This is a genomic window from Fodinibius saliphilus (assembly GCF_005869845.1).
GTDB lineage: Bacteria > Bacteroidota > Rhodothermia > Balneolales > Balneolaceae > Fodinibius > Fodinibius saliphilus.
On the sequence record NZ_VAWF01000001.1, the window covers coordinates 1,561,981 to 1,584,405 of the forward strand.

Here is a 22,425-nt window from a genome sequence, read left to right on the forward strand (position 1 = left end):
TTCAAATTATCATAATAGTCGCCCTAATATTTCATTTAATTCGGTTCTATGCCATTATCAGCTAAAACTTTATCTAGCGGGAGCAAAACGCCCTAGAAGTTTATTATTACAAAAAGCGTCTATAACCAAACACTAAGCCATCACTGCCTTTAATGCTTTCAGCGCCTGTTCAAGATCGCCGATAATATCATCCACATTCTCAATGCCCACCGCCAGACGAACAAGACCGTCGGTAATACCTGCTTGTTCTCTAATCTCCGGATCCATAACGGAATGTGTCATGGAGGCTGGGTGCTGTATTAGGGTATCCACCGTACCAAGACTTACAGCCAATGTACAAAACTCCACCTTATTCATCATAGAAACGCCGGCCTCGAAACCGCCTTTAAGCTCAAAGCTCATAACACCACCAAAGCCTTTCTCAAAAAGCTCATCTGCTAATTCATGTTCGCTATCAGACGATAACCCTGGATAGTATACTTTTTCAATGGCCTCGTGCTGGTCAAGATACTCAGCAACCTTTACCCCATTTTTGGCATGTTGCTGCATTCGCAGAGTGAACGTTTTCAATCCGTTTAAATTAAGCCAGGCATCAAATGGACTGGTAACTCCACCCAAATTCTTTCGGAACAGCGCCACATTATGTGCATCAATTAAAGACTGCTCTGCTATCAATGCCCCCCCAATGAGAGTTCCGTGCCCATTCAAATATTTAGTAGTAGAATGAAGCACCATATCAGCACCTAATTCTAAAGGGCGCAAGTGATAAGGCGTAGCAAATGTATTGTCAACGAGAAACAACACATTATGTGTTTTAGCTATTTCTGCAACGGCTGGTATATTAAGAACAGTCATTGTGGGATTTGCCATTGTTTCCCCGTAAATTACTTTCACATCGGGATTTTCCCCCAAAACCTGTTCCACAGCCTCTAAGTTATTGAGATCTACAAAATGGGTGTTAATTCCCAATTCGGGTGCCTCATCTTTCAGAAACTGACCCGTGCACCCATACAAAGCCGGCTGAGCAACAACAGAACCCCCATTGGCTAAGGCCAACAAGGCTGTACTTACAGCTGCCATTCCACTGCCAAAGGCTAACGCACCAACTTCAGAGCTGATATTCTCTCCTTCCATTGTGGCAAAAGCCTGCTCCAAGCGATCTACTGTGGGGTTTCCCAAACGAGAATAAGCATGAGAACCGCCCCCCTCTTCATGGGCAAAAAACTTTCTGCCATCTTCAACAGAGTTAAACTTAAATGTTGAAGTTTGATAAATAGGCATTACATGCGAACCAAACGGATCATTTTCTGGCTGATCAGCATGTACCATCTCTGACTCTACGCTATATTTTTGATTCTTCATGGTGATCCTCATTTATAGGAAGGTGATAATTTTCTTTCTTCGTAGACATCACAATATTACTGTAGATTCGCTCAATGCCTTGCAATTGGGTTAACTTATCATGTACAAAACGTTCGTACGCCGGCATATCCTTAACCACAATTTTTAACAGAAAGTCGGCATCACCGGTAATATGATAACAGGCCTGAATTTCTGTCAGCTCATCTATCTCACTACAGACCTCGTCCAGCGTATTCATTTTATGGACAGCCAGCCTAAGCGAGCAAAATACAACGAGTCCTTTTTCTACAGCTTCTGGATCTACCTGGGCTCCATATCCCTTAATCACCCCTTCACGTTCCAATCTTTTGACCCGCTCTAAGGTAGGGGTTGTAGTTAGCCCTACTTTCTCAGCCAACTTATTATTAGCTATTCGCCCATCCTTTTGAAGGATTGAGAGGATCTTTTTATCGGTATCATCCAGCTGATATCTACTCATATTATTTTATAATAGTAAATATTACTTATTTAGAATATAATTCTATTATATATATTAATCAAAGTATATTTAACTACTGTTTTCTGTATAGAAGTATTATATCTCTTCTAATAAAATAAAAAAGCCCCACTGGCAATAACCAGCAGGGCTCTAATAATAAAGTAAAGATGTTAACTATGGCGTAATGTCTTTTGCCTCAGCAGAATCTTCAAACTTAGGTGTTGATGGAGTTTGGTTTTCGTATTCCTCCAGTGTAAACTCATCAACCTCAACTACATCAATACGGGCCTCTTCCGCTTTTCTAATATGTTTTGCTTCGTCTTCTGTGATGATTCCTTTTTCCAGGGCTTTATCAATAACAAAGCGAGGCTGTGTTTTAGGCAGCTCTTTCTTCTTCGTAGCCACATATATTTTCTTGTATACAGGTTCCGCTTCTTCTAATAACTTCATAGCATGTTCGTAACGCCCAAGTGCCTGGTCTGCATCCTTAGGAATATAGATTCCTTCTGTAATATGATCTCGTGTTTCTCCACGCTGTTGCATAGCCTGTGCCACTTTATGGCCCAGCTTATCTGAGGGTTTTGACCCGATACGATTCAAACGAGACCACATAGCAATAGGACCACGGAATAGCCAGCTGAGACCGGGAACCTTAATTTCACTATAGATCTCATCAAAGGCTTCCTGTATTTGGCCAAATGCATATTCCATAGACCACTCAAAGAATGCACGATCTTCTTCTCTCTGCCCCTCTGCATCGTACCTTCGTAGTGTAGCAGTAGCCAAGTACATCCAGCTTAAAATATCAGCAAAACGCCCGCTAATCTTTTCTTTAATCTTAAGTCCTCCACCATAAGAACCCAGTGCAATATCTGCTAGGAAAGCAAAAGAGGCTGAAGCCCATGACAACTTTTTATAATATTTTTTTGCCGGACCTCCTACCGGTGAAGAAGCAATTACTCCCCGCGTCAAACTCATTATCAATGCACGGGCTTCATTACGTCCCACATGCCCAACATGCTTCCAAAAAGAATTATCAAAAGCCTTTAAATCCCCTTTTGTTAAGGCATCAATTTCATCATAGGCATAAGGGTGACATCGTATCGCTCCCTGACCAAATATCATAAGACTTCGAGTGAGGATGTTAGCTCCCTCAACCGTTATTGCTATGGGCAGAGATATATAACTATGAGCAAAAATATTGCGAGGCCCGCGGGAAATACCGGCACCGCCCTGAATATCCATGGCATCATTTACAATCTGTCTGCCCAGCTCGGTAAAGTTGTACTTCGCAATAGCAGTTACTACCGAAGGTTTTTCTCCGATATCTAATCCACCACAAGTATATCGTCTGGCTGCATCCATCAGGTAAGTAAAACCACCAATTCGGGCCATCGGCTCTTCGATCCCTTCAAACTTACCAATGTTAATTCCGAACTGACGACGAATAGCCGTATAAGCACCCAGAGCACGTGTTGCCACTTTCGCACCGCCAAGACTTTGAGCAGGTAGGGATATTCCTCGTCCCACACCTAAGGATTCCATCAGCATTTGCCAACCATTTCCAGCTTGATCCGGTCCGCCAATAATCTGGTCAACAGAAACAACGGCATCCTCGCCATCAATGGGGCAATTATAGAAAGGTACCCCCATGGGATCGTGACGACGTCCCAATATGATTCCCTCCGTATCACTCGGAATCAGTGCACAAGTAATACCAGGATATTCACCTTTGCCCAAATGATTTTCGGGATCTCGCAACTTAAAAGCGAGTCCGATAAGTGTCGAAATAGCCGCGAGGGTAATATATCGCTTAGTGAAATTCAGACGTATATACAGTTCGCCGTCATCTCCTTTAAATACTTCTCCCTCAGCCGTCATTGCCCCCGCATCAGAACCGGCTGTTGGCTCAGTTAGTGCAAAACAGGGCATCTCTTCTCCGGTTGCAAGACGTGGCAGGTAATGGTCTTTCTGTTCTTGGGTACCATAATGCATCAACAGTTCGGCAGGCCCCAAAGAGTTAGGTACCATCACCGTTGTTGCCAAAGGGCCACAGCGTGAAGATAGCTTTGCGATGATAGCACTGTGTGCACTGGCTGAAAATTCCAGACCACCATATTCTTCCGGAATAATTAGACCAAAAAATTTATGCTCGCGCATATAATCCCACTGCTTTTGGGTAAATCCTTTTCGTACATACACATCCCAGTCTTCAACCATAGAACATAGCTCTTCAACTGGGCCTTCTAGAAAAGCTTGCTCCTCTTCGGATAGCTCAGGATATGATTCGTTTGCCAGCCTGTTCAGATCTGGTTTTCCCGAAAAAAGCTCGGCATCTACCCATACATTACCAGCCTCAATAGCGGTACGTTCCGTTTCAGATATAGCTGGCAAGAAGTTTAGTGCATCCAATAACTTCATAAGCGGTGCCGTCAACGCATATCGACGAATCACTTTTATATTAAAGAGCACGACCAAACCGCCAAACACCCAAATAGCCCAAGTAGGAGCCGAGAACCCCCAAAGTGTTATGAAACCGGCAATGGCCCATACCCACAGTGGCGTTCCCCAAAAGGCCAACAATGTTGCTACAATTACCATACTTACAATCACCGCCCATAGCGGGTATTGAAATAAAAAGCCGAAACTTTCATTCAAAAATTCCATAACTGTCTCCTGTTAAAGTTCTGCGTTTCTACGTTATTATAAGGATGTCCGCAGCTGATATCCTTTGATTATATGGTCAATCGCTTCTTCTATAAATTCTTCCTGGTTAATACGATTATCCAATCTCTTAGAAAGTACTACTGACATCACTCCATGAAGCTGGGCCCAAAATGTATATGCTGCCAACCGGGGCCTACTTTCTGATATTAGACCAGACTCTACTCCCTGTTTCAAAACATCAGTAACAATTTCATATCCCTTTCGTGCCTTTCGAAACTTTTCTTTGGGGTAACGCGTCATTTCGTCTGAGCTAATTAAATAGATTACTTGATACTCACGTGGATGAGCAAGTGCAAACTCAACATATTCTCTTGCCAAAGCTTCCAATTTCGCAATCGGATTATCAGCTTCAGCGACTTTCTGTTCAAGCTGCCTGTTAAGTCGTGATATGGCTTTTCCCATTAAGGTATGTACCAGATCATCTTTATTTTCAAAATGCAGATAAATACTGGTAGCACTTACATCAATCTCTCCAGCTATTTTTCGCAGAGAAAAGTTACGATACCCCTTGTCCACCAGCACCTTTCGAGCGGCACCAATTATTTGTTCTTTTAAACTCTTTTCTTCGACTTGATCCATATAAACAGAGGTTAACGCTGTTAACTAAAAGATAGTTAACTAATTTAGTAAGATAAATCAACCGCATTAGATAATTTTTTTTATGGGTTAAAAAAAAATACATTTAAAAAATATTAACCTTTGATCGGCTTTTCTGGGAGACAAAAACTGATGAATGAAATTTCTTTTCCCTTCTTTAAGTGTTTTTCCTCAAAATCTGTTTTTATCGACAATAGTTCATCATCCGGACGCTCATCATATACGCTTTCTACAATATCTGTCACCTTACAGTCTGTTTCACTTAATATTCTCTTGGTATATGAAAATAACTCATTACTGTCTGTTTTCAGCCGAATATGTGCATTAGATGTTACCACCTGCTGATATATACTCAGAAATTTGGGAGCAACTAAGCGCTTATCACGATTACCTGCCCGGGGATATGGGTCGGGAAAAGTGATCCATATATCATCTACCTCTTTCGGTGCAAAGTACTCATAAAGGTGATCAATATAGATTCGTAAAAAACGCACGTTCTCTAACCCTTCTTCTAAAGCTTGTGTTGCGCCCTTCCATATCCGCCCTCCTTTTATATCAATTCCAATAACATTTACATTGGGACTTCTACGCGCTAGCTCCAAAGTATAAGTGCCTTTCCCACAGGCCAATTCCAATACTATAGACTTTTCATTACCGAAAATGGCTTTATGCCATCCTCCTTTAGGTTTTGAGGATTTACCATCCTGGAAATCAGTATGCTCCAAAACATTTTCATACGCTGTAATTTCTTTAAAACGCTGCAGTTTATTTGTTCCCATTTCTAATAGTTCTGATACCTAGATATTTTACCCTTTTAGTGAAGCAAGTATATTGAAAATTAAGAGATATCACGAGCAGTTCGTAACCTCCATTAATTAACAACCAAGGTAGAACTATGAATTTCATCAAATCCCTTAAAAAGGGATACCATTTCATTTTCGAAAAAGGACTAATTTTGGCACAATTGATTGCTATATGGGCTTCAAACTACCTATAGGCTGAAAAGGAACTTTTGCCCATTCTCAACCGTGATTTTGATGTTGTAAAAACAGTCGACATCCCAATCATTAAACCGGCCAAGAAGCTGCCCAAACCTACAAAGCCCATTACGTTCAACCCCGTCCTAAATAATAAGATCATCGAAAACCATATACGTATGGTTACCCACCGGGAAAATTCAGGCAATATTCAGTTGTCGAAAAAGGTCTTACTAAAGAATGATGAAGAGATCTTATCGTAATTGAAGAGAAGCCTAAAATAAGGGTAGCATCCAATCTTTATATAATGAACTCACGCATCCAAGAATAGCCAAATCAGCTAATATAGAAGGTATAGTACAGGTTCAATTTATTGTTGGAAAGGATGGTTATGTTATCAATGTGGAAGTTATTTAAGGTATAGGTACAGGATATGGAAAAGAGACTATTCAGGCCATACCAAACCTCACCTTTATACCCGGCCGACAACGAGGCCGACCGGTAAGGGTTCAATTAACTATTCCCGTAAAGTTCCAACTTCAATAACCTAGGGCGCAAGGCGGGAGAGTTTCCATTCTTCCGCCTCTTTTTTATAACAGATACGATCATGTAATCGACTTGGTCTACCCTGCCAAAACTCAACTCTGTCTGGTACAAGCAAATAACCACCCCAAAAGTCTGGAAGCGGTACCTCTTGCCCTTCAAAATGCTCCTTCAATTCTTCAAACTTAGATTCGAGCTCCTTGCGAGATTCAACCTCATTACTCTGTTTTGAAGCCCAAGCACCGATTTGGCTTGGACGAGGACGCTGTTTAAAATACGATTCAGAAATTTCCGGAGATAACCGTTCAACCTTGCCTTGTATACGCACTTGGCGAGATAATGGTGCCCAGTAAAAGCAAAGCGAAGCCTTCGGATTTTGCTTTAACTCTTCTCCTTTCTGGCTACTGTAATTCGTATAAAAACGAAACCCCCGCTCCTCGATACCTTTAAGTAATACAATTCGAGAAGACGGTTGCATGGAATCCGAAACCGTTGCAAGAGTCATTGCATTCGCATCCAAAAGGTCCGCAGAAAGGGCTTGTTCAAACCACTCTTTAAACTGGGCTATGGGATCATCTTTTACGGCTGATTTTGACAGTTCTTCACCTGCATAGTCGCGCCGTATTTTTTCTACGTCTTGCTGTGCCTTGTTTACAGACATATACCTACCCGAAATAATTTGGTTCTTTACCTGGCTTCCATTTAATATTGCATCCCATACTAGGCTTTTGATTTTCTTTCACTTCTTCATCAAAAAGGAGGTCGGCTGCTTCTCGAATATCTTTACCGGTAATGGGTTCATCGTTTCCAGGTCGACTATCATCAAACTGTCCACGATAGACAAGCTTGTCATTCTCATTAAAGAGATAAAAATCGGGGGTGCATGCAGCACGGTATGCTTTTGCAACTTCTTGCGTTCCGTCATAGAGATAGGGGAATGAAAACTGTTTATCCCGTGCCAGTTGAGCCATTTTAACAGGACTATCGTCAGGATAGTTTTCAACATCGTTGGAACTAATAGCAACAACGCCAATTCCTTTCTGCTGCAGGTCACGTGCCGTGATAACAAAATCATCCAAAATATGTTTCACAAATGGGCAGTGATTGCACATAAACACAACAAGCAAGCCTTTAGCATTATCAAAGTCATCGAGAGATACCAGCTGGTTATTTACTGTATCAAAAAGTTTAAAGGCTGGTGCATCGGTTCCGAGTTCCAGCATTGTGGAAGGAGTGTTAGACATAAATACTTGTTAGTAAACTTGAAGTTTTTAATTATTCTTTCTGCACCTGAATATATTAAATGCAAAGGATAAGTAAATATAAAAAATGTTCAGTATTCACTTCTTTTTCCTGCTTCAACTTTATTAAAACAAATCTAACTGCCCTATTTGGGGACGCTTAAAATATTTTGTTGAAAGTGAGGAATTGTGTTCATCAAATCCCAACTTGTTGGTTTGTACCCGAAACATTTCTCTGATTTGATTAGCAAACTCTCCCTCTCCTCTAAAACGCCTTCCAAATTCACTGTTATACAGATCACCATTCCTCATAGACTTCAAGCGATTTAAAACCTTTTCTTTTCGGTCAGGGTAATGCTGTTGCAACCATTCTTTAAATAGATCTTTCACCCCATGCGGTAACCTAAGGATCGTGTACCCTGCCCTGCTAGCCCCCGCCTTTCGAGCTTCTTTCAATATCTCAACACATTCATGATCAGTTAAGCCGGGTATTATCGGGGCTACATTAACCCCAACAGATATCCCCACCTCTGACAACTTCTGAATCGCTTTCAATCGTCTATTGGGTTGCGATGTTCTAGGCTCCATTACTCGTGCCAGCTTTCTATCCAGCGTTGTTATTGAGAAATTAACATAAACAGCGTTATATTTTGCAAGCTCGCTTAAAAGATCAATATCACGTGTAACTAAGTAATTTTTAGTAATAATGCTGACAGGATTTCGAGACTCTGCAAAAACTTCCAGACATCCTCTCGTAATCTCTAGCTCTCTTTCCACCGGTTGATAGGGATCCGTAACCCCACTCATCACTACCACTTCCGGCATCCAACTATTTTGAGCAAACTTTTTCCTAAGTTTTCGAGGAGCCTCATATTTGACCATAATGCGAGATTCAAAATCCAGACCTGCAGAATACCCCAAAAATTCATGCGTAGGCCTGGCATAACAGTAGATACATCCATGCTCACATCCGCGATAAGGATTCAGTCCATAGGTGAAGGGAATATCAGGACTTTCATTTTTGGAAAGAATCTCTTTTGTATTATCAGCAATAAACCTTGTATTCTGGCTCGGCTTTTCACCCGTTTCTTCGTCTAAATGGTAGTCTGTATACTTATCTTCAAACCGATTAGCAGGATTATCGGATGCACCGCGACCACGAATTGGATTCCTATCATTACCCATAATAAACGAAGCGTAAATCCTATTGCTATTCACTTATACTATAAAGTAACATAATGACACCATGGTGTCACTTTGATTTTCAGAAATTTCCCCCAAAAAAAAAGGCCCGGCAATCCGGGCCTTCTCAAATATAATTGCAATATTTTACGTTTAGGGGCAAACAGTATTATCATCCTGGAAGGTACTGTCCCAGCCTTTGCATTCAGTGCCTTGTACCATATAGCCTGTTTTGTTATCCGTATTCCAGTAAATTTCAATATTCGATTGTTGGGAATTAGGATAATTCATTGTCAATGTATGTTCAGGTACATCTTCAGTATATCCCCCTTCAATCTGTACTGCACCTGAATCATCAAAAAATTTAAATGAGGTTTCCATTTTCGTATCACTAGAGACAAGCCAGCTAAATACAAATGCTTTAATCTCTTGGGTACCTGTTTTTTCCAGATCAATGGCGTTAAAGATCCACTCCCCCTCTGAACCATCTGCCGAGGTCGTACCCTCAAAAACCTTATAATTTTCTACGCTAAAATCACTGGTATCCATGGATAAAAACATAGCCCATTTATAACCATCAGATGTCTCTTCGGCCTCTAATCTAAACGTCCCGGTATCACCAGTTTCCGGATTCGTATGGGTAAATTCCCATACCCATTTCCCATCTTTAAATTCCGGCTCTTTAGATGAAGCAGGGGCCATAAAACCACTATATAAACTATTCATGCTTGCAATGCCGGAAAGAGTCAGCGCGCTGTTCCTAGCAGCATAGTAGTTATTTGTACTTTTGGTATTATCACCTGTCAACTGCTTTGGTTGATTATTTTTAAAATAGCTGACATCCGGCTGCGCATCCTCATTGACAATTTTAGTAGGAACTGAAGGGGCATCACCTGGATCAGGCCCAGTACTATCACTACCACAGCTCATCAAGCCTATAAATAGTGTTAAAATAACGATGTATTTTAAACAGTCACGTATCATATTTACTCCCATTTTTGTATTCACTTTTGTTCACTGGTATATGCGAATTGTAGATGAAAAATAGTTCATTCAACTATTTAGTATGACCGTTATTGGAATAAATCCTTACAATTTAATTTATATATATGGTTTTTTTGTTTACAAACTCCATAATACCAAAATGAGAAAGTTCTCTACCTAGCCCCGATTTTTTTATCCCTCCAAACGGTAACCTTGGGTCCGATTTTACGAAATCATTGACGAAGCAACACCCCGCTTTCAGCTTCTTAGCAGCTAGTTGTTCTGCCCTCACAATGTTCGCAGAAAAAACAGCGGCTCCCAATCCATACTCTGTATCATTTGCTACCGAAATTGCCTCATTTTCATCTGCAACCTTAATTACAGCAACTACGGGGCCAAAAAGCTCTTCTTCGTATGCTGGCATGCCTTTAGCAACATTTGTCAAAACAGTGGGAGGATAAAAAGCACCTTTACAATCGGGAATCTCTCCACCCAAAACACAATTTGCCCCCCTTTTTATACTTTCCCGTACCTGCTGATGCAGCTTTTCTCTTAAATCTTTTCGAGCCATGGGTCCGATATCAGTTTCATCCTCGAAGGGATCTCCAAACTTCATACGACTCATTTGATCAACTACCTTCTGCAAAAAAGAATCATAGTTCTCTTCTACTACAATAAGTCTTTTGGCTGCTATACAGCTCTGCCCACTATTAATGAGTCTGGATGTGACACAAGTTTCTGCTGCCTGTTCTAAATCTGCATCTTTAAGTATGAGGTATGGATCACTACCACCCAGTTCAAGCACTGTCTTCTTCAATTCTTCTCCTGCAGTAGAAGCTACAGCTCTACCGGCACGCGTACTACCCGTTAAAGTAACGGCGGCAATTCCGGTATGCTTTATAAGTTGTTGTGTTTGCTCAACATCTACTACAACCGTCCTAAAAAGCGCTCTAGGAATACCGGCCTCATGTAATACATCTTCAATGGCTAGCGCACAACCAGTAACATTCGGAGCATGCTTCAAGATAGCAGCATTACCAGCCATCAGGGCAGGAGAAGCAAAGCGAAATAACTGCCAAAACGGAAAATTCCACGGCATTATTGCAAGTACTGTGCCCAATGGATTGAACGTTACATAACTCTTTTCAGCATCTGACTCGATATACTCATCCTCCAGAAAACCTTCGGCATTTTCAGCATAATAGTTACACACCCAAGCACACTTTTCACTTTCTGATACCCCCTGAGGCAATGGCTTGCCCATCTCCCGGGCCATTAGCTCGGCAAATTCGTTCTTGCGAGATTTAAGTATTTTTGCTGCTTTTATAAGTATTTGAGACCGCTCATCAAAAGATCTCTTTTGCCACTCTTCCTGGGCCTGAACCGCATCATTTATAATGTGATCCAAAGTTTGATCATCCATCTGTTCATATGTTGCTTCAACTTCATCTGTTGCTGGATTAATTGACTTCATAGGTGTTCGTTTTCTGATAGTTGATCATTTGGGGGATTATTAATAATACTGATATTACTCAGTTTTTTTAATTAGAAAGTTCTTGGATACTATCATTAATCATCATGAGCGTTGATCGAAGTAGCTCATGTTCAATAATAAGGGGTGGTGCAATGCGAACAAGAGTATTTGAATGCAAAGTCCATCCCAAAATAATACCTTGTTCAAAACATGCTTCTACTACCTTTTGTGTGAGCTCTTTGTTTGCTAATTCTAAACCAAGCATTGCGCCTACTCCTCTTATTTCAACAATGCTCTCAGCGGTAAGCTCTTCTCGAACAATGGACTCAATTTCTGTAGCCCGTTTCCCATAATCATCTGACAACAGCTCATTGAGTGTAGCATAAGCAGCCGCACAAGAAACCGGATGTCCTCCAAACGTTGTTACATGATTAAGTGGAGGATTGTACATGAATGACTCAAAATTTTCAGATGAAGATACAAAGGCCCCCATCGGCATGCCCCCGCCCATTGCTTTTGCCAAACACAAGATATCCGGTGTTACTTCATAATTTTGAAAAGCAAATAATGAACCGGTACGATAAAAGCCTGTTTGAATCTCATCAAAAATTAATAGTGCCCCTACTTCATTGCATCGTTCCCTGACAGCCCTCAACCATTTTTTTTGAGCGGGAATAATACCTCCTTCTCCCTGTATGGGCTCCATAATTACTGCTGCTGTTTCCTCATCAATGGTCTCAAGCTTTTCGTAACTATTAAAATCGAGAAAATGGATATCCGGAAGCAAGGGCAAATATGGATCTCTATATACATCGCGACCTGTTACACTTAGTGATCCATGGGTATCACCGTGGTAGCCATGATTAAAAGCTACAAACTTATGCCGTCCAGTATGCTTCTTTGCAAGCTTTAGGGCTCCTTCATTAGCTTCGGTACCACTATTAACAAAATACACCCGGTCTAAGATCTCCGGCAATTGGGAGGTTAAAAGCTCAGCATAGGCCGATTGGGGCTCTTGAATATATTCACCGTACACCATCACATGTAAGTGCCGATCCACTTGTTCCTTAACAGCTTTTACAACACGGGGATGACGGTGTCCCAAACTGCTCACAGCGATACCTGATATAAAGTCTACATACTCTTTCCCCTCCGAAGTATAGATGTAAGCTCCCGAGGCTTTATCTATTTCTAGTCCCATCGGGGCATCGCTGGTTTGTGCTACATGTTTGTAAAATGATTTTTTATGATCCAAAACTATCTTTTTTTAATTATTCTAGAGTGAGAACTTTTTAATCAGGTTTACTTCACTAGGATTTATCGTATTTTATATTAAATACCACTTAACGTTATCTAAACGATATTTTGTAGAAGACAAAAAAGTTGAGTGTCAGTTTTCATTTTAACACCAGCAGTTTTGTACTAACAGTTCGTAAAAACTTTAAAGTATATCTCTTTTAGCAAAAAAACTTGAAGTATTTACGGCTCCGGTAACACCAACGATCAAATAGAAAAAAATGGATTTAAAAGCTACAAAGAAAGCATTGATTCCCCTTTTAGCTGTAATTGTTGCTATAAGCGGTTACTGGATAATTACTCAATATTCAGCTCCCGGTAATACTGAATTTTCAGCAGAGTCAATGTCTGAAGAACAGGAGATGGACCGGATTGAAGCTAAAAAAGCTCGGAGGGAATATTTCTTTCGCATGTTGAGAAATCCGGCAACAAATAAGATCCCAGCTAATATACGTGCTCGCGAAATCAACCACGCTAAGCAACTTCCTTCCTTTAACACAATCCAACGAAAAAGAAAGTCTAGCAAGCCTTCTATGCAGGTGGCAGAAGGTTTTGAGTGGCAACTGGCAGGCCCGGCTGCTATTGGCGGACGTACTCGTGCCTTGGGCATTGATCAGCAAAATTCAGATATCATTATTGCCGGTGGAGTATCAGGTGGAATCTGGAAATCAACGGATGGAGGGGCAAGCTGGGAGCTAAAAACCGAAGAATTAGAAAATTTTAGTGTTACTTCATTAGCACAAGACCCAACCGATATGGATACCTGGTATTACACTTCCGGAGAACTACTAGGAAATTCCGCAAGGGCAACAGGAGCCTCTTATTATGGAACGGGAATATTTAAATCTACTGATAACGGCGAATCTTGGTCTCGAATTCCTTCAACCAGAGATCAAGATAGCAGGTTCAGCAGCCAATTTGACTATATCAACCGCATTGATATCCATCCTGTAACAGGAACCATTTATACTGCTAATAACGGTTTTGGCATTTATAGATCTGAAGATGGTAGTGATTTCGAGAATTTGGTACTTGGTGGGGCTGGTGAACATCTTTATGCTGATATTGATATTGCCCCTAACGGCAACCTGATAGCTGTATTATCCAGTGTCAATGCTGGTTCTAGCGGGAGTCCTGGCATATTTTATTCCACAGATGATGGACAAAATTGGAATAATATCACTCCTCCTTCTTTTCCTGATGATCACGCTCGAAGTGTATTAACGTTTGCACCATCTAACCCAGATATTGCATATGTATTTACACAGAAAGTAAATGACGATACCAACCAGGGAGTAAGTCTATTTCAAATCGACTTATCGGGTGGTTTGAACAATATTGCCTATGATGATCGGTCAGCCAACTTACCTAACTTTGGGTCCCCCGTTGGTGGAGTAAATCTTCAAGGGGGATATAATATGACCATTGCGGTAAAACCTGATGATCCGGATTTTGTTACTTTAGGTGGCACAAATCTATTTCGATCAACAGATAGCTTTTCCACTAAGCCTTCGGATAGTGAAAAGGATAAATATTGGATTGGAGGCTATGACAACAATAATGATGTTAGCCAATACCCTAATCAGCATCCTGACCAACATGTTCAAGTTTATGACCCTACTGACCCCAATAAACTCTGGGTAGGCCATGATGGTGGAATTTCTGTTACTAATGACATTACACAAGAACCGATGCAGTGGATTGATCGCAATGAAACTTATGTGGTAACGCAGTATTATGATGTTTCTATTGCCCCTGAAGCCGGAAATTACCAGTTACTCGGAGGTACCCAAGATAATGGAACCCCATTCTTTGAATATGATTTTACCAATAAAACAGCCAGTACTTCTGTAGACATATCCTCGGGTGATGGAGCCTTTTCCTTTTGGGGTACCAATTATGCCTATGTATCTTCTCAGAATGGTCGGATTTTGCGTGTTGGCCGTGAAAATGACGGGTCAATTAGCTCTCCTTTTGATGGAAATACAGCTACAGATTGGACCTTAGTTCATCCAGACGAGGCCTCCAATCAATTATTTATTCATCCTTATGCAGTAGATCCCAATGATGAAGGCATTATGTATTACCCAGATGGAGGCGAACTATATCGTAATATTGAAGTAGATGGAAGTAGCCCAAAAAATAATTGGTCACGTTTATCGAATGCAACAATATCAAATTACAATATTACCGCTCTCTCGGTAAGCACCCAGCCTGCTAATATTCTCTACTATGCCGGATCTAATAGTGATGATAAACCTATAATAAAGCGATTAGTTGATGCTAAGGATTCAAACTCTTCACCTGAAGATATCTCAATTGCAGATGCTGCTGATGGTGCCTATGTGAAAGATATAGCCATTAATCCCAACAACGGAAACGAAGCCTTGGTAGTAATGCCAAACTATGGTATTGTTGGTCTTTATCACACTACGAATGGAGGAGAAAGTTGGCAAAAGGTTGAGGGGAACCTGGCAGGCTCTGAAAATCTAAGCAGTGATAATGCAGGACCTTCGATGCGTTCTGCAACTATTATACCTGCAGAATCAGGAACTATTTATGTACTAGGTACAAGTACCGGTGTTTATGCGACTCAGGGACTAAATGGAAGCCAGACCCAATGGGGGCGCGAATCTGAATTTGACGGTACAGGCGAAGCCGATATTGGATACTCAGTTATTGAGAATGTAGATTCCCGTCGGATAGATGGAGACTTAGCTATCGGTAGTCATGGACGTGGTATTTTTGTCGGTGATTTTAAAGGGAAAGTAGCTGACAGCAATTTCCCTTTTGCCTCGATTTCTCCCACTCAAGGAAAAGCCGGTGATGAAATCACTATATCTGCTAACAATTTTCAATTTAGTACTACCAAGGCCGAAAACACTATTAAATTTAACGGTATAGAAGCCATCGTCACAGAGGCTTCAAATTCTGAAGTAACAGTCGAAGTTCCCCGAAATACTGTAGAACAAGGTCTAATAACGAATGGAAAAGCTTCTGTACCAGTAAGTATTAAAAATAACAACGGTACAGATCCGATGGACTTAAATTTCTCAGTTATCTTACCAAACAAATTCACGGTCAAACAAAACTATCCTAATCCTTTCAATCCCTCTACGACTATTCCCTTTGACCTACCTGTTGATGCTGAAACAGCTAACATAACCATATATAATATGGCTGGACAAAAAGTATGGGAAAAGGCATTACAAGGTAAAGAGCTGTCTGCGGGAACACGTAATGTATCGGTTGATATGTCAAACTTAGCCAGTGGAGTATATATCTACCGAATTTATGTCAAGACCAGTAATGATGAAGCCCTACAAACGAAAAAAATGACTTTAGTTAAATAGCTAGTAAGGCTTTTCAATATAATTAATTAGCTCAGCATGTTAAATTACTGGTCAACATGCTGAGTTTTTTTATTTCCAATCTTTTAATAATTCCACAAATTCTGACTGGAGTTCTTTCCCTCTATCCTTTGCATACCATTTATGTAATTCCCTCGCCCACTCTTCTTTACTTAATTCAGTATTATCAATCCAGTTTCTCACTTTCTTTTGTGCTTCCTCAGGCCGTGGCCCCCAACTTCCTTTTTCATCCAATGATTCTGCATCAAGGCAAATAAGTTTGGGAATAGCACGTCCTCCATTTGTAAGAAACTGATCCATAATTTCGGGGTGCTCATCTCTCAAAATAAGTTCAAGCTCTATCTTGTCACTGGCATTAGCTATTTTTGCAATCACAGGAATATTCTGAGCTGCATCACCACACCAAGCTTCTGTTAATACAAGCCAAACCAACTTTGAGTCCAATTGCTGTAATTGGTTCTTTATTTTGTCAGTGAGTGTTACTCGTTTATCAAGCCGCGTCATCCGATGCACATTCATGGTGGTGTAGTGTATCATATCTTCCGAATGATCACTACCTGTAGTTTTATCTTCAGCTAGAAGCTCGCCAATCATACGACGATATTCCTTGTAACTCATAGCCTGCTCAATAACCTTGGAAGTAATAACTTGTTCTGACACCTTACTCATAACTATGCCTGTAGTATATTAATGGGAATTACGTCAATAGATGTATATATCTATAATATCTTATCTTAACAGCAAATCTGCAACCACAGATATTTCTTCAATAGTTGTATGCTTTAGAAGCAATACAAAAAACAAAAAAAGGACAAAACCCATTGAGGTGCTATATTTGATCTGCATCACCTGCTGGTAGTCATCCTGTTTGGCGGTAAGAGAAGTAATGCGATAACGAACCCACAACTCGATCGTGATTCCAATAATTCCAAATACCAGTGCTAACCCGGAATGCATCCCATATAACACTGCAGTAATTAAAAAAAGACCACTGAAAAAAGCACCTTCAAAGAAATGAAGCACCCCTGACTTTCCATATTGAATAGCAAACGTTTGATCTCCCCGACGTTGATCTTCCTCTTGTTGATAAATTTGCGAAATTGGATACAAGCTTAATAACATCAGACTAACTCCGATAGCTGCTAGCACAATAGATATCGAGAGGACCCTGTTTCCTGCGGCAAGATATCCCAATAAAACCGAATTAAAACCTGTGCTTATACCTATAGCAATTAGACTCTTTATAGGCCTGCTTTTCCATCGTGCCAGTGGTGTAGAGTATAACCAAAAGAAAATTATGCTACATAAATATACCATTGTGTAAATCCACCCTGCTACAGTAGCCAACATAAGACCCAGTAACTGAACAAGAAGTGATGCTCCCCACATCCATCGCTCCATCTCCGGAGGATTAGCAAGCCCTCCAATCGGTCCTTCATCTTTATCCCAATAGGAGTTATAGGCGGTTGCACCACCAAACAATAGCAGATGAACATTTAAAAACTGCTGCAGATATAATTGAACATTCAATTCGGCACTGAGTACTCCGCCTAATAAGAAACCGCCGGACAAAATAAAGAGTTGATAATGCCAGCGCAGATGTACTATAAAATGCCAGCACTGGTTCAATATATGGATGTTATTTTCACTTGAATTCTTCACATAACTAAATTAATAAACACTCAGTAGTGATCATACCATTTAAAGCTTATCAATCCAATAAAAGATTGGTATTTTAATAGCTATGATTTCTACACAAACAACATCACCCACTTACGTTACCAACCAGTTGCAGCCCAACCAGTGGCACCGACAAAAGACCAGGCATAAACAGGCAATCAGTGAGCTGATTGACGATTACCTGGAGCACCGTTCTCATCAAAAGAAGCAACCTGTTATGGACTTCTTGTTCGAATACTATGCATTTCGACCTTCCTACCTCAAGAGGTGGTCACCAGGATTGGGTACTCTGCTCATTAATGGTAGTAACGAAGACTGGCCATTTGAAGAGATGGAATCACACAATGGAAATAGCTACCTGAATATTGATCATTTTGACCAAAACAGGATCTCTTCTTTAAAATGGATTCTTAATGTGTTAGAACAATCGGAAAACAGAAAACCCTCTTTCGGCTGTTTTGGGATGCATGAATGGGCCATGGTCTATAAAGCTGACCGGCTGCGCCACAATTACCTTTCACTGCGTATGGATAAGGATAAACTAGCTGATTTTGTTGAATCTCGTCCCTTAGTATGCACTCATTTCGATGCATTCCGCTTTTTTACGGATGAAGCTAAACCTCAAAACAAACATGCCCTAAACCGTGATACATTTGCTGAAATGGAGCAACCCGGATGCCTGCACAGTAACATGGATCTCTATAAATGGGCTTTTAAAATGTATCCATGGATCTCGAGTAATACAATAAGACAAGCATTTACTCTTGCATTGGAAACTCGGATCGTAGATATGAAGGCTAGTCCTTATGATCTGCGTGAACGTGGCTTGTCCCCTATCAAAATTGAAACTGAGGAAGGCAGAAAAGAATATCTGGAAAAACAACGATCCATTTTCGAAAAATCGAAACCTATACGCAACACGCTTATTAAAGAATATAAAACAATTTTAAACACTCTCTCAGACTGATATGAAACGAAATTTTTTATATTTCTTTTTATGCTTTATCCAACTTTTACATTGATTGCCTACGAGCTATTGCGTATTGTTCGGCAACTAATCTCAGAAAACATAAGGAAACGAAAAATATTAAAATGGCAGATTTAGATAATACCGATTATGAAGCGTATGAACAGGATATTAAACTCTTGGTTGATACGCTTCGTAAATGCTTTAATGCCGAAAAAGCCCGATATAATATAGTGGGACACCAAAACTCACTTTTCATCGAAATTGAGGGGCTCGATGACTTAACAGCAGATGAAATTTCGGAAGTAGCAGAACCGGTTTTAGATGAACTGGATATGGATTTTGACCAGATCTCCTTGTTACCCCTTAACAAGAAAAAGTAACTTTTTTGAGATTGAGAACTTCGCTACGCTCTAAAGCACCTAGACAAATTTACCATTTACAACAATTTTTTTTCAAAACAGAGATTTTATGATGCCAAGCACAACAAAAAATTACCAGTTGAAATGTGTGGCAAATGGGCACTTGAATTCAGAGAAGGAAACGACAACCTACTGTACTGAGTGCGGTAGTGTACTGCGTGTTTATTACGATGAACCTGCCAACGGACTTCGATACCCACTTGATTCATTAGTGCCAGATCCGCTTAAAAGCAATAATTCGGCCTTAACACATTTAGATCGTCTATCCGAAACCTATGAGGCTGATCTATTTGCCAAGCTGGATTTTGAACATCCCACTGGCTGCTTCAAAGACCGTGGTAGCTATATTGAAGTCCAAAAAGCGTTGGAACTTGATGCGGATGCCATCTGTGTTGCTTCTACCGGGAATATGGCTGCATCTGTTGCTGCCTATGCGTGCTACTTCAAAATTCCCTGCTTTATCTTTGTCCCCGAAAAGACAACAGATGCCAAAATAGCTCAAGCTACTATCTATGATGCGAATATCATACGTATTAAGGGAGACTTCAGCGTATGTGAAGGACTTTGTCGTAAGTTTGCCGAATCGGGCAACTACTATATGGCCGGAGATTATGTATTTCGTGAAGAGGGACAAAAAGCTTTTCCCTATGAAATTCATGAACAACATAAGGGTGAATTTGACTACATCTTTATTCCAATAGGTTGTGGAACCAATTTCGCTGCTATCCATAAAGGGTATAAAGAGCTCAAAGAAGCGGGAGAAATTTCTAAGCTCCCGAAACTTATAGCATTACAGCCCGAACAGAGTTCTCCGGTTGTAGAAGGCATCTTCAAGAAAAAGAAAATCATCAAAAAACAGGTTAACACGATGGCCCAGTCTGTTGCAGCCTCAGACCCGGTGGATTTTGAAAAGGTACTTATCGGTATTCAGGATACAGATGGGGCTGCTTATACGGTAACTGAAGATGAAATTTTGCAATCTCTTAAAGAGATGGCTGTAGAAGAAGGATACTTTACGGAACCGGCCTGTGCATTGCCTCTGGCTGCTTTTAAAAACAACCTGGATACCTTTAAAAACAAAAAATGCTTATTTATCCTTACCGGTGCCGGACTCAAAGATACAAAAACGGTAGCGAAACACTCTTTATCTTCTCCTGTTCTATCGCCCGATATCGATAAAATAAGGAACTATATTGAATCGGGATACATCGAAATGCAAAAGGAATCATGGGGTAAGTCTCGCGATACCTTTATGGCTCAACTGGATATGGATAAAGGACATCAGAAACTATATAATCAATATGTTTCTGATTTCAACAAAAAAGGAAAAACACTGAGTAATAATGAAATTGAAGTACTACAATCGCTGGTATTCAATGAAGATATAGATCTGGATTACCCTGCCGAAGTGCTAGACTATAAACTCACTATGCGTAAGCATGGTCTGGTTCAGGCAAAAGTAAAGCTTGATATTGAAGGCAAAGAGATTATTACAGAAGCAAGTGGTGTTGGCCCTATTGATGCCATCTTAAGTGCCATGAAATCTGAAACTGACAATATCTTTCATCTTAATGTTAGCAACCACGAGGTAGAGATTTTAAGTCCTGACACAGACTCACTGGTAATGGTTACTTTAACATTAGCAAATAACGATCAAGAATGGGTTTCTAAAGGAGCTTCACCCGATACCCTGGAAGCCGTAATACAGGCTTTCACTAAAGGACTGGCAATTGCTACGAAAAGTACCCCCGCATAAAATCAGATTATGCCCTCCCGGTGCTTTAAAGGTGCCGGCGGGGTAATTGTTAATAGTTTTGCAATAACCATTCCTTTAAAACTGTATAGTCATTTTCTAACCCGATACTCTTCTTTTTCTTCTCCAAACAACGTGATAACCGTTCAGGGATTTCTACCTCTTCATTTATAACCGGCTCAATCACATCCCCAAATTTTGCCGGATGTGCCGTAGACAATATTACAAATGGGGCTGATGGGGCTTCCTCAAAGTATCCTTGTGCCTGCTTCTTATACTGTTCAACAGCCAGAAATGCTATCGCTGTGTGAGGATCCATAAGATACCCATAGTCCTCATAGACCTTTTTAATAGCTTCTTTTGTCTTACGATCCGAGAAATCCGCTCCCCAGATTGAACTTCTCATCTTTTTATAGTCTCCGTCGAATAGATAATGCATCCGCTCAAAATTACTGGGCCGGCCCACATCCATGGCATTGGATATGGTCTGCTTTGATTCTCGCGGATTGAAAGACCCTGTCTGTAGATATTCAGGTATAACATCATTAGCATTTGTTGCCGCTACAAAACCTGCAGCAGGCATACCTAATCTCTCCGCCATAAGTCCAGCTGTCAGGTTTCCAAAATTCCCGCTGGGGACACAAAATATTGGCTCTTTATCAGCAGCAAGTTGTGACAAAGCATAAGTATAATAAAACATCTGGGGTATGAGGCGAGCGATGTTAATCGAATTTGCTGAACTTAGAAGCAACTGCTCATTTAACGAATCATCGGAAAAAGCCTGCTTCACCATTCGCTGACAGTCATCAAAAGTTCCGTCGACTTCGAGAGCGGTAACATTTTGTCCGGCGGTTGTAAGCTGCAGCTCCTGAATATGACTTACTTTTCCACTGGGGTATAGCAGACACACTTTTATGCCTTCTACTCCTAAAAATCCTTGGGCCACCGCACTCCCTGTATCGCCTGAAGTAGCAGCAAGTATAATCAAATCCTGGCCTTTATCTTCTCGAAAGGCAGAAAAGGTACGAGCCATAAACCGTGCTCCGAAATCCTTAAAAGCGAGTGTGGGTCCGTGAAAAAGTTCTAGCACATAGCTATTCTCATTAAGAGCAACCAGGGGAGCATCAAAGTTAATGCCATCCTTAATGATTGTATGTACCACCTCTTCATTTAACTCTTCAATAAAAGGCCGACACATACTGTAGCCGATCTCTTGGAGGTTTTTACCTTGGATATTACTCCAAAAATCATTCGATAATGTAGGCCACTCTCCTGGAATATATAACCCCCCATCAGGGGCAAGTCCATTTAAGGCTGCTTGTTTAAATAAAACCGGTTTAGCATTGCCTTTGGTACTAACAAATCTCATCC

20 protein-coding genes are annotated in these 22,425 nt (G+C 40.7%); 6 read left to right on the plus strand and 14 right to left on the minus strand.

Going from position 1 to position 22,425, the window contains the following annotated elements; genetic code table 11:
* Positions 1-132 precede the first annotated feature (132 nt).
* From FCN14_RS06525 to trmB, 5 genes are all read right to left on the minus strand, one after another.
* Positions 133-1,362 carry a trans-sulfuration enzyme family protein gene (locus tag FCN14_RS06525; RefSeq protein WP_138430405.1) on the minus strand — a complete coding sequence of 410 codons (1,230 nt, stop codon included), beginning with the start codon at positions 1,360-1,362 and terminating at the stop codon, positions 133-135.
* Positions 1,343-1,840: an Lrp/AsnC family transcriptional regulator gene (locus FCN14_RS06530; protein WP_138430406.1), complete on the minus strand. Its 498-nt coding sequence runs from the start codon at positions 1,838-1,840 to the stop codon at positions 1,343-1,345. The genes FCN14_RS06525 and FCN14_RS06530 overlap by 20 nt, the downstream gene beginning before the upstream one ends.
* Positions 1,841-2,014: 174 nt before the next feature.
* Positions 2,015-4,507: an acyl-CoA dehydrogenase gene (locus tag FCN14_RS06535; protein WP_138430407.1), complete on the minus strand. Its 2,493-nt coding sequence runs from the start codon at positions 4,505-4,507 to the stop codon at positions 2,015-2,017.
* Positions 4,508-4,543: 36 nt separating this feature from the next.
* Entirely contained in the window at positions 4,544-5,146 is a 603-nt protein-coding gene (locus FCN14_RS06540) for a TetR/AcrR family transcriptional regulator (RefSeq protein WP_138430408.1), read from the minus strand.
* Between the two features lie 113 nt (positions 5,147-5,259).
* Positions 5,260-5,943 (minus strand): tRNA (guanosine(46)-N7)-methyltransferase TrmB, encoded by a 684-nt coding sequence (gene trmB / locus FCN14_RS06545; RefSeq protein ID WP_138430409.1) that lies wholly within the window; start codon positions 5,941-5,943, stop codon positions 5,260-5,262.
* A gap of 233 nt (positions 5,944-6,176) precedes the next feature.
* Between trmB and FCN14_RS06550 the strand changes: the two genes are divergently transcribed.
* Together FCN14_RS06550 and FCN14_RS16080 are read left to right on the plus strand one after the other, a co-directional pair.
* The gene (locus FCN14_RS06550) at positions 6,177-6,404 is read left to right on the plus strand and encodes a hypothetical protein (RefSeq protein WP_138430410.1); all 228 of its coding nucleotides are present in this window, start codon (positions 6,177-6,179) and stop codon (positions 6,402-6,404) included.
* A gap of 28 nt (positions 6,405-6,432) precedes the next feature.
* Positions 6,433-6,558 carry an energy transducer TonB gene (locus FCN14_RS16080; protein ID WP_138430729.1) on the plus strand — a complete coding sequence of 42 codons (126 nt, stop codon included), beginning with the start codon at positions 6,433-6,435 and terminating at the stop codon, positions 6,556-6,558.
* 130 nt (positions 6,559-6,688) lie between these two features.
* Here the strand turns inward: FCN14_RS16080 and pdxH are convergent, their stop codons facing one another.
* From pdxH to FCN14_RS06585, 6 genes are all read right to left on the minus strand, one after another.
* Positions 6,689-7,345 carry a pyridoxamine 5'-phosphate oxidase gene (gene pdxH / locus FCN14_RS06560; RefSeq protein ID WP_138430411.1) on the minus strand — a complete coding sequence of 219 codons (657 nt, stop codon included), beginning with the start codon at positions 7,343-7,345 and terminating at the stop codon, positions 6,689-6,691.
* Between the two features lie 4 nt (positions 7,346-7,349).
* Entirely contained in the window at positions 7,350-7,928 is a 579-nt protein-coding gene (locus tag FCN14_RS06565) for a thioredoxin family protein (RefSeq protein ID WP_138430412.1), read from the minus strand.
* A 123-nt stretch (positions 7,929-8,051) separates the two neighbouring features.
* Entirely contained in the window at positions 8,052-9,110 is a 1,059-nt protein-coding gene (locus FCN14_RS06570) for a PA0069 family radical SAM protein (RefSeq protein WP_138430413.1), read from the minus strand.
* Between the two features lie 150 nt (positions 9,111-9,260).
* Entirely contained in the window at positions 9,261-10,091 is an 831-nt protein-coding gene (locus tag FCN14_RS06575; protein ID WP_138430414.1) for a hypothetical protein, read from the minus strand.
* A gap of 112 nt (positions 10,092-10,203) precedes the next feature.
* On the minus strand, positions 10,204-11,565 hold the full coding sequence (locus tag FCN14_RS06580) for an NAD-dependent succinate-semialdehyde dehydrogenase (protein ID WP_138430415.1): 1,362 nt from the start codon (positions 11,563-11,565) through the stop codon (positions 10,204-10,206).
* Between the two features lie 67 nt (positions 11,566-11,632).
* Positions 11,633-12,820: an aspartate aminotransferase family protein gene (locus FCN14_RS06585; protein ID WP_246043111.1), complete on the minus strand. Its 1,188-nt coding sequence runs from the start codon at positions 12,818-12,820 to the stop codon at positions 11,633-11,635.
* Between the two features lie 262 nt (positions 12,821-13,082).
* Between FCN14_RS06585 and FCN14_RS06590 the strand changes: the two genes are divergently transcribed.
* Positions 13,083-16,214: a T9SS type A sorting domain-containing protein gene (locus tag FCN14_RS06590; protein WP_138430416.1), complete on the plus strand. Its 3,132-nt coding sequence runs from the start codon at positions 13,083-13,085 to the stop codon at positions 16,212-16,214.
* Between the two features lie 69 nt (positions 16,215-16,283).
* Here the strand turns inward: FCN14_RS06590 and FCN14_RS06595 are convergent, their stop codons facing one another.
* Both FCN14_RS06595 and FCN14_RS06600 read right to left on the minus strand, forming a co-directional pair.
* Positions 16,284-16,901: a thioredoxin family protein gene (locus FCN14_RS06595; protein WP_212747577.1), complete on the minus strand. Its 618-nt coding sequence runs from the start codon at positions 16,899-16,901 to the stop codon at positions 16,284-16,286.
* A gap of 60 nt (positions 16,902-16,961) precedes the next feature.
* On the minus strand, positions 16,962-17,894 hold the full coding sequence (locus FCN14_RS06600; RefSeq protein ID WP_138430417.1) for a UbiA family prenyltransferase: 933 nt from the start codon (positions 17,892-17,894) through the stop codon (positions 16,962-16,964).
* 82 nt (positions 17,895-17,976) lie between these two features.
* On the opposite strand from FCN14_RS06600, the gene FCN14_RS06605 reads away from it, so the two are divergent.
* The 3 genes from FCN14_RS06605 to thrC (FCN14_RS06615) all read left to right on the plus strand — a co-directional run bounded on the left by FCN14_RS06605 (position 17,977) and on the right by thrC (FCN14_RS06615) (position 21,057).
* Positions 17,977-18,879: a 3-methyladenine DNA glycosylase gene (locus tag FCN14_RS06605; protein WP_138430418.1), complete on the plus strand. Its 903-nt coding sequence runs from the start codon at positions 17,977-17,979 to the stop codon at positions 18,877-18,879.
* A gap of 125 nt (positions 18,880-19,004) precedes the next feature.
* Positions 19,005-19,262, plus strand: coding sequence for a hypothetical protein (locus FCN14_RS06610; protein ID WP_138430419.1), 258 nt, complete (start codon positions 19,005-19,007; stop codon positions 19,260-19,262).
* 88 nt (positions 19,263-19,350) lie between these two features.
* Entirely contained in the window at positions 19,351-21,057 is a 1,707-nt protein-coding gene (gene thrC / locus FCN14_RS06615) for a threonine synthase (protein ID WP_246043112.1), read from the plus strand.
* Positions 21,058-21,106: 49 nt separating this feature from the next.
* Here thrC (FCN14_RS06615) and thrC (FCN14_RS06620) read toward each other — a convergent pair whose 3' ends face one another.
* Positions 21,107-22,423: a threonine synthase gene (thrC, locus tag FCN14_RS06620; protein WP_138430420.1), complete on the minus strand. Its 1,317-nt coding sequence runs from the start codon at positions 22,421-22,423 to the stop codon at positions 21,107-21,109.
* Between the last annotated feature and the right edge of the window lie 2 nt (positions 22,424-22,425).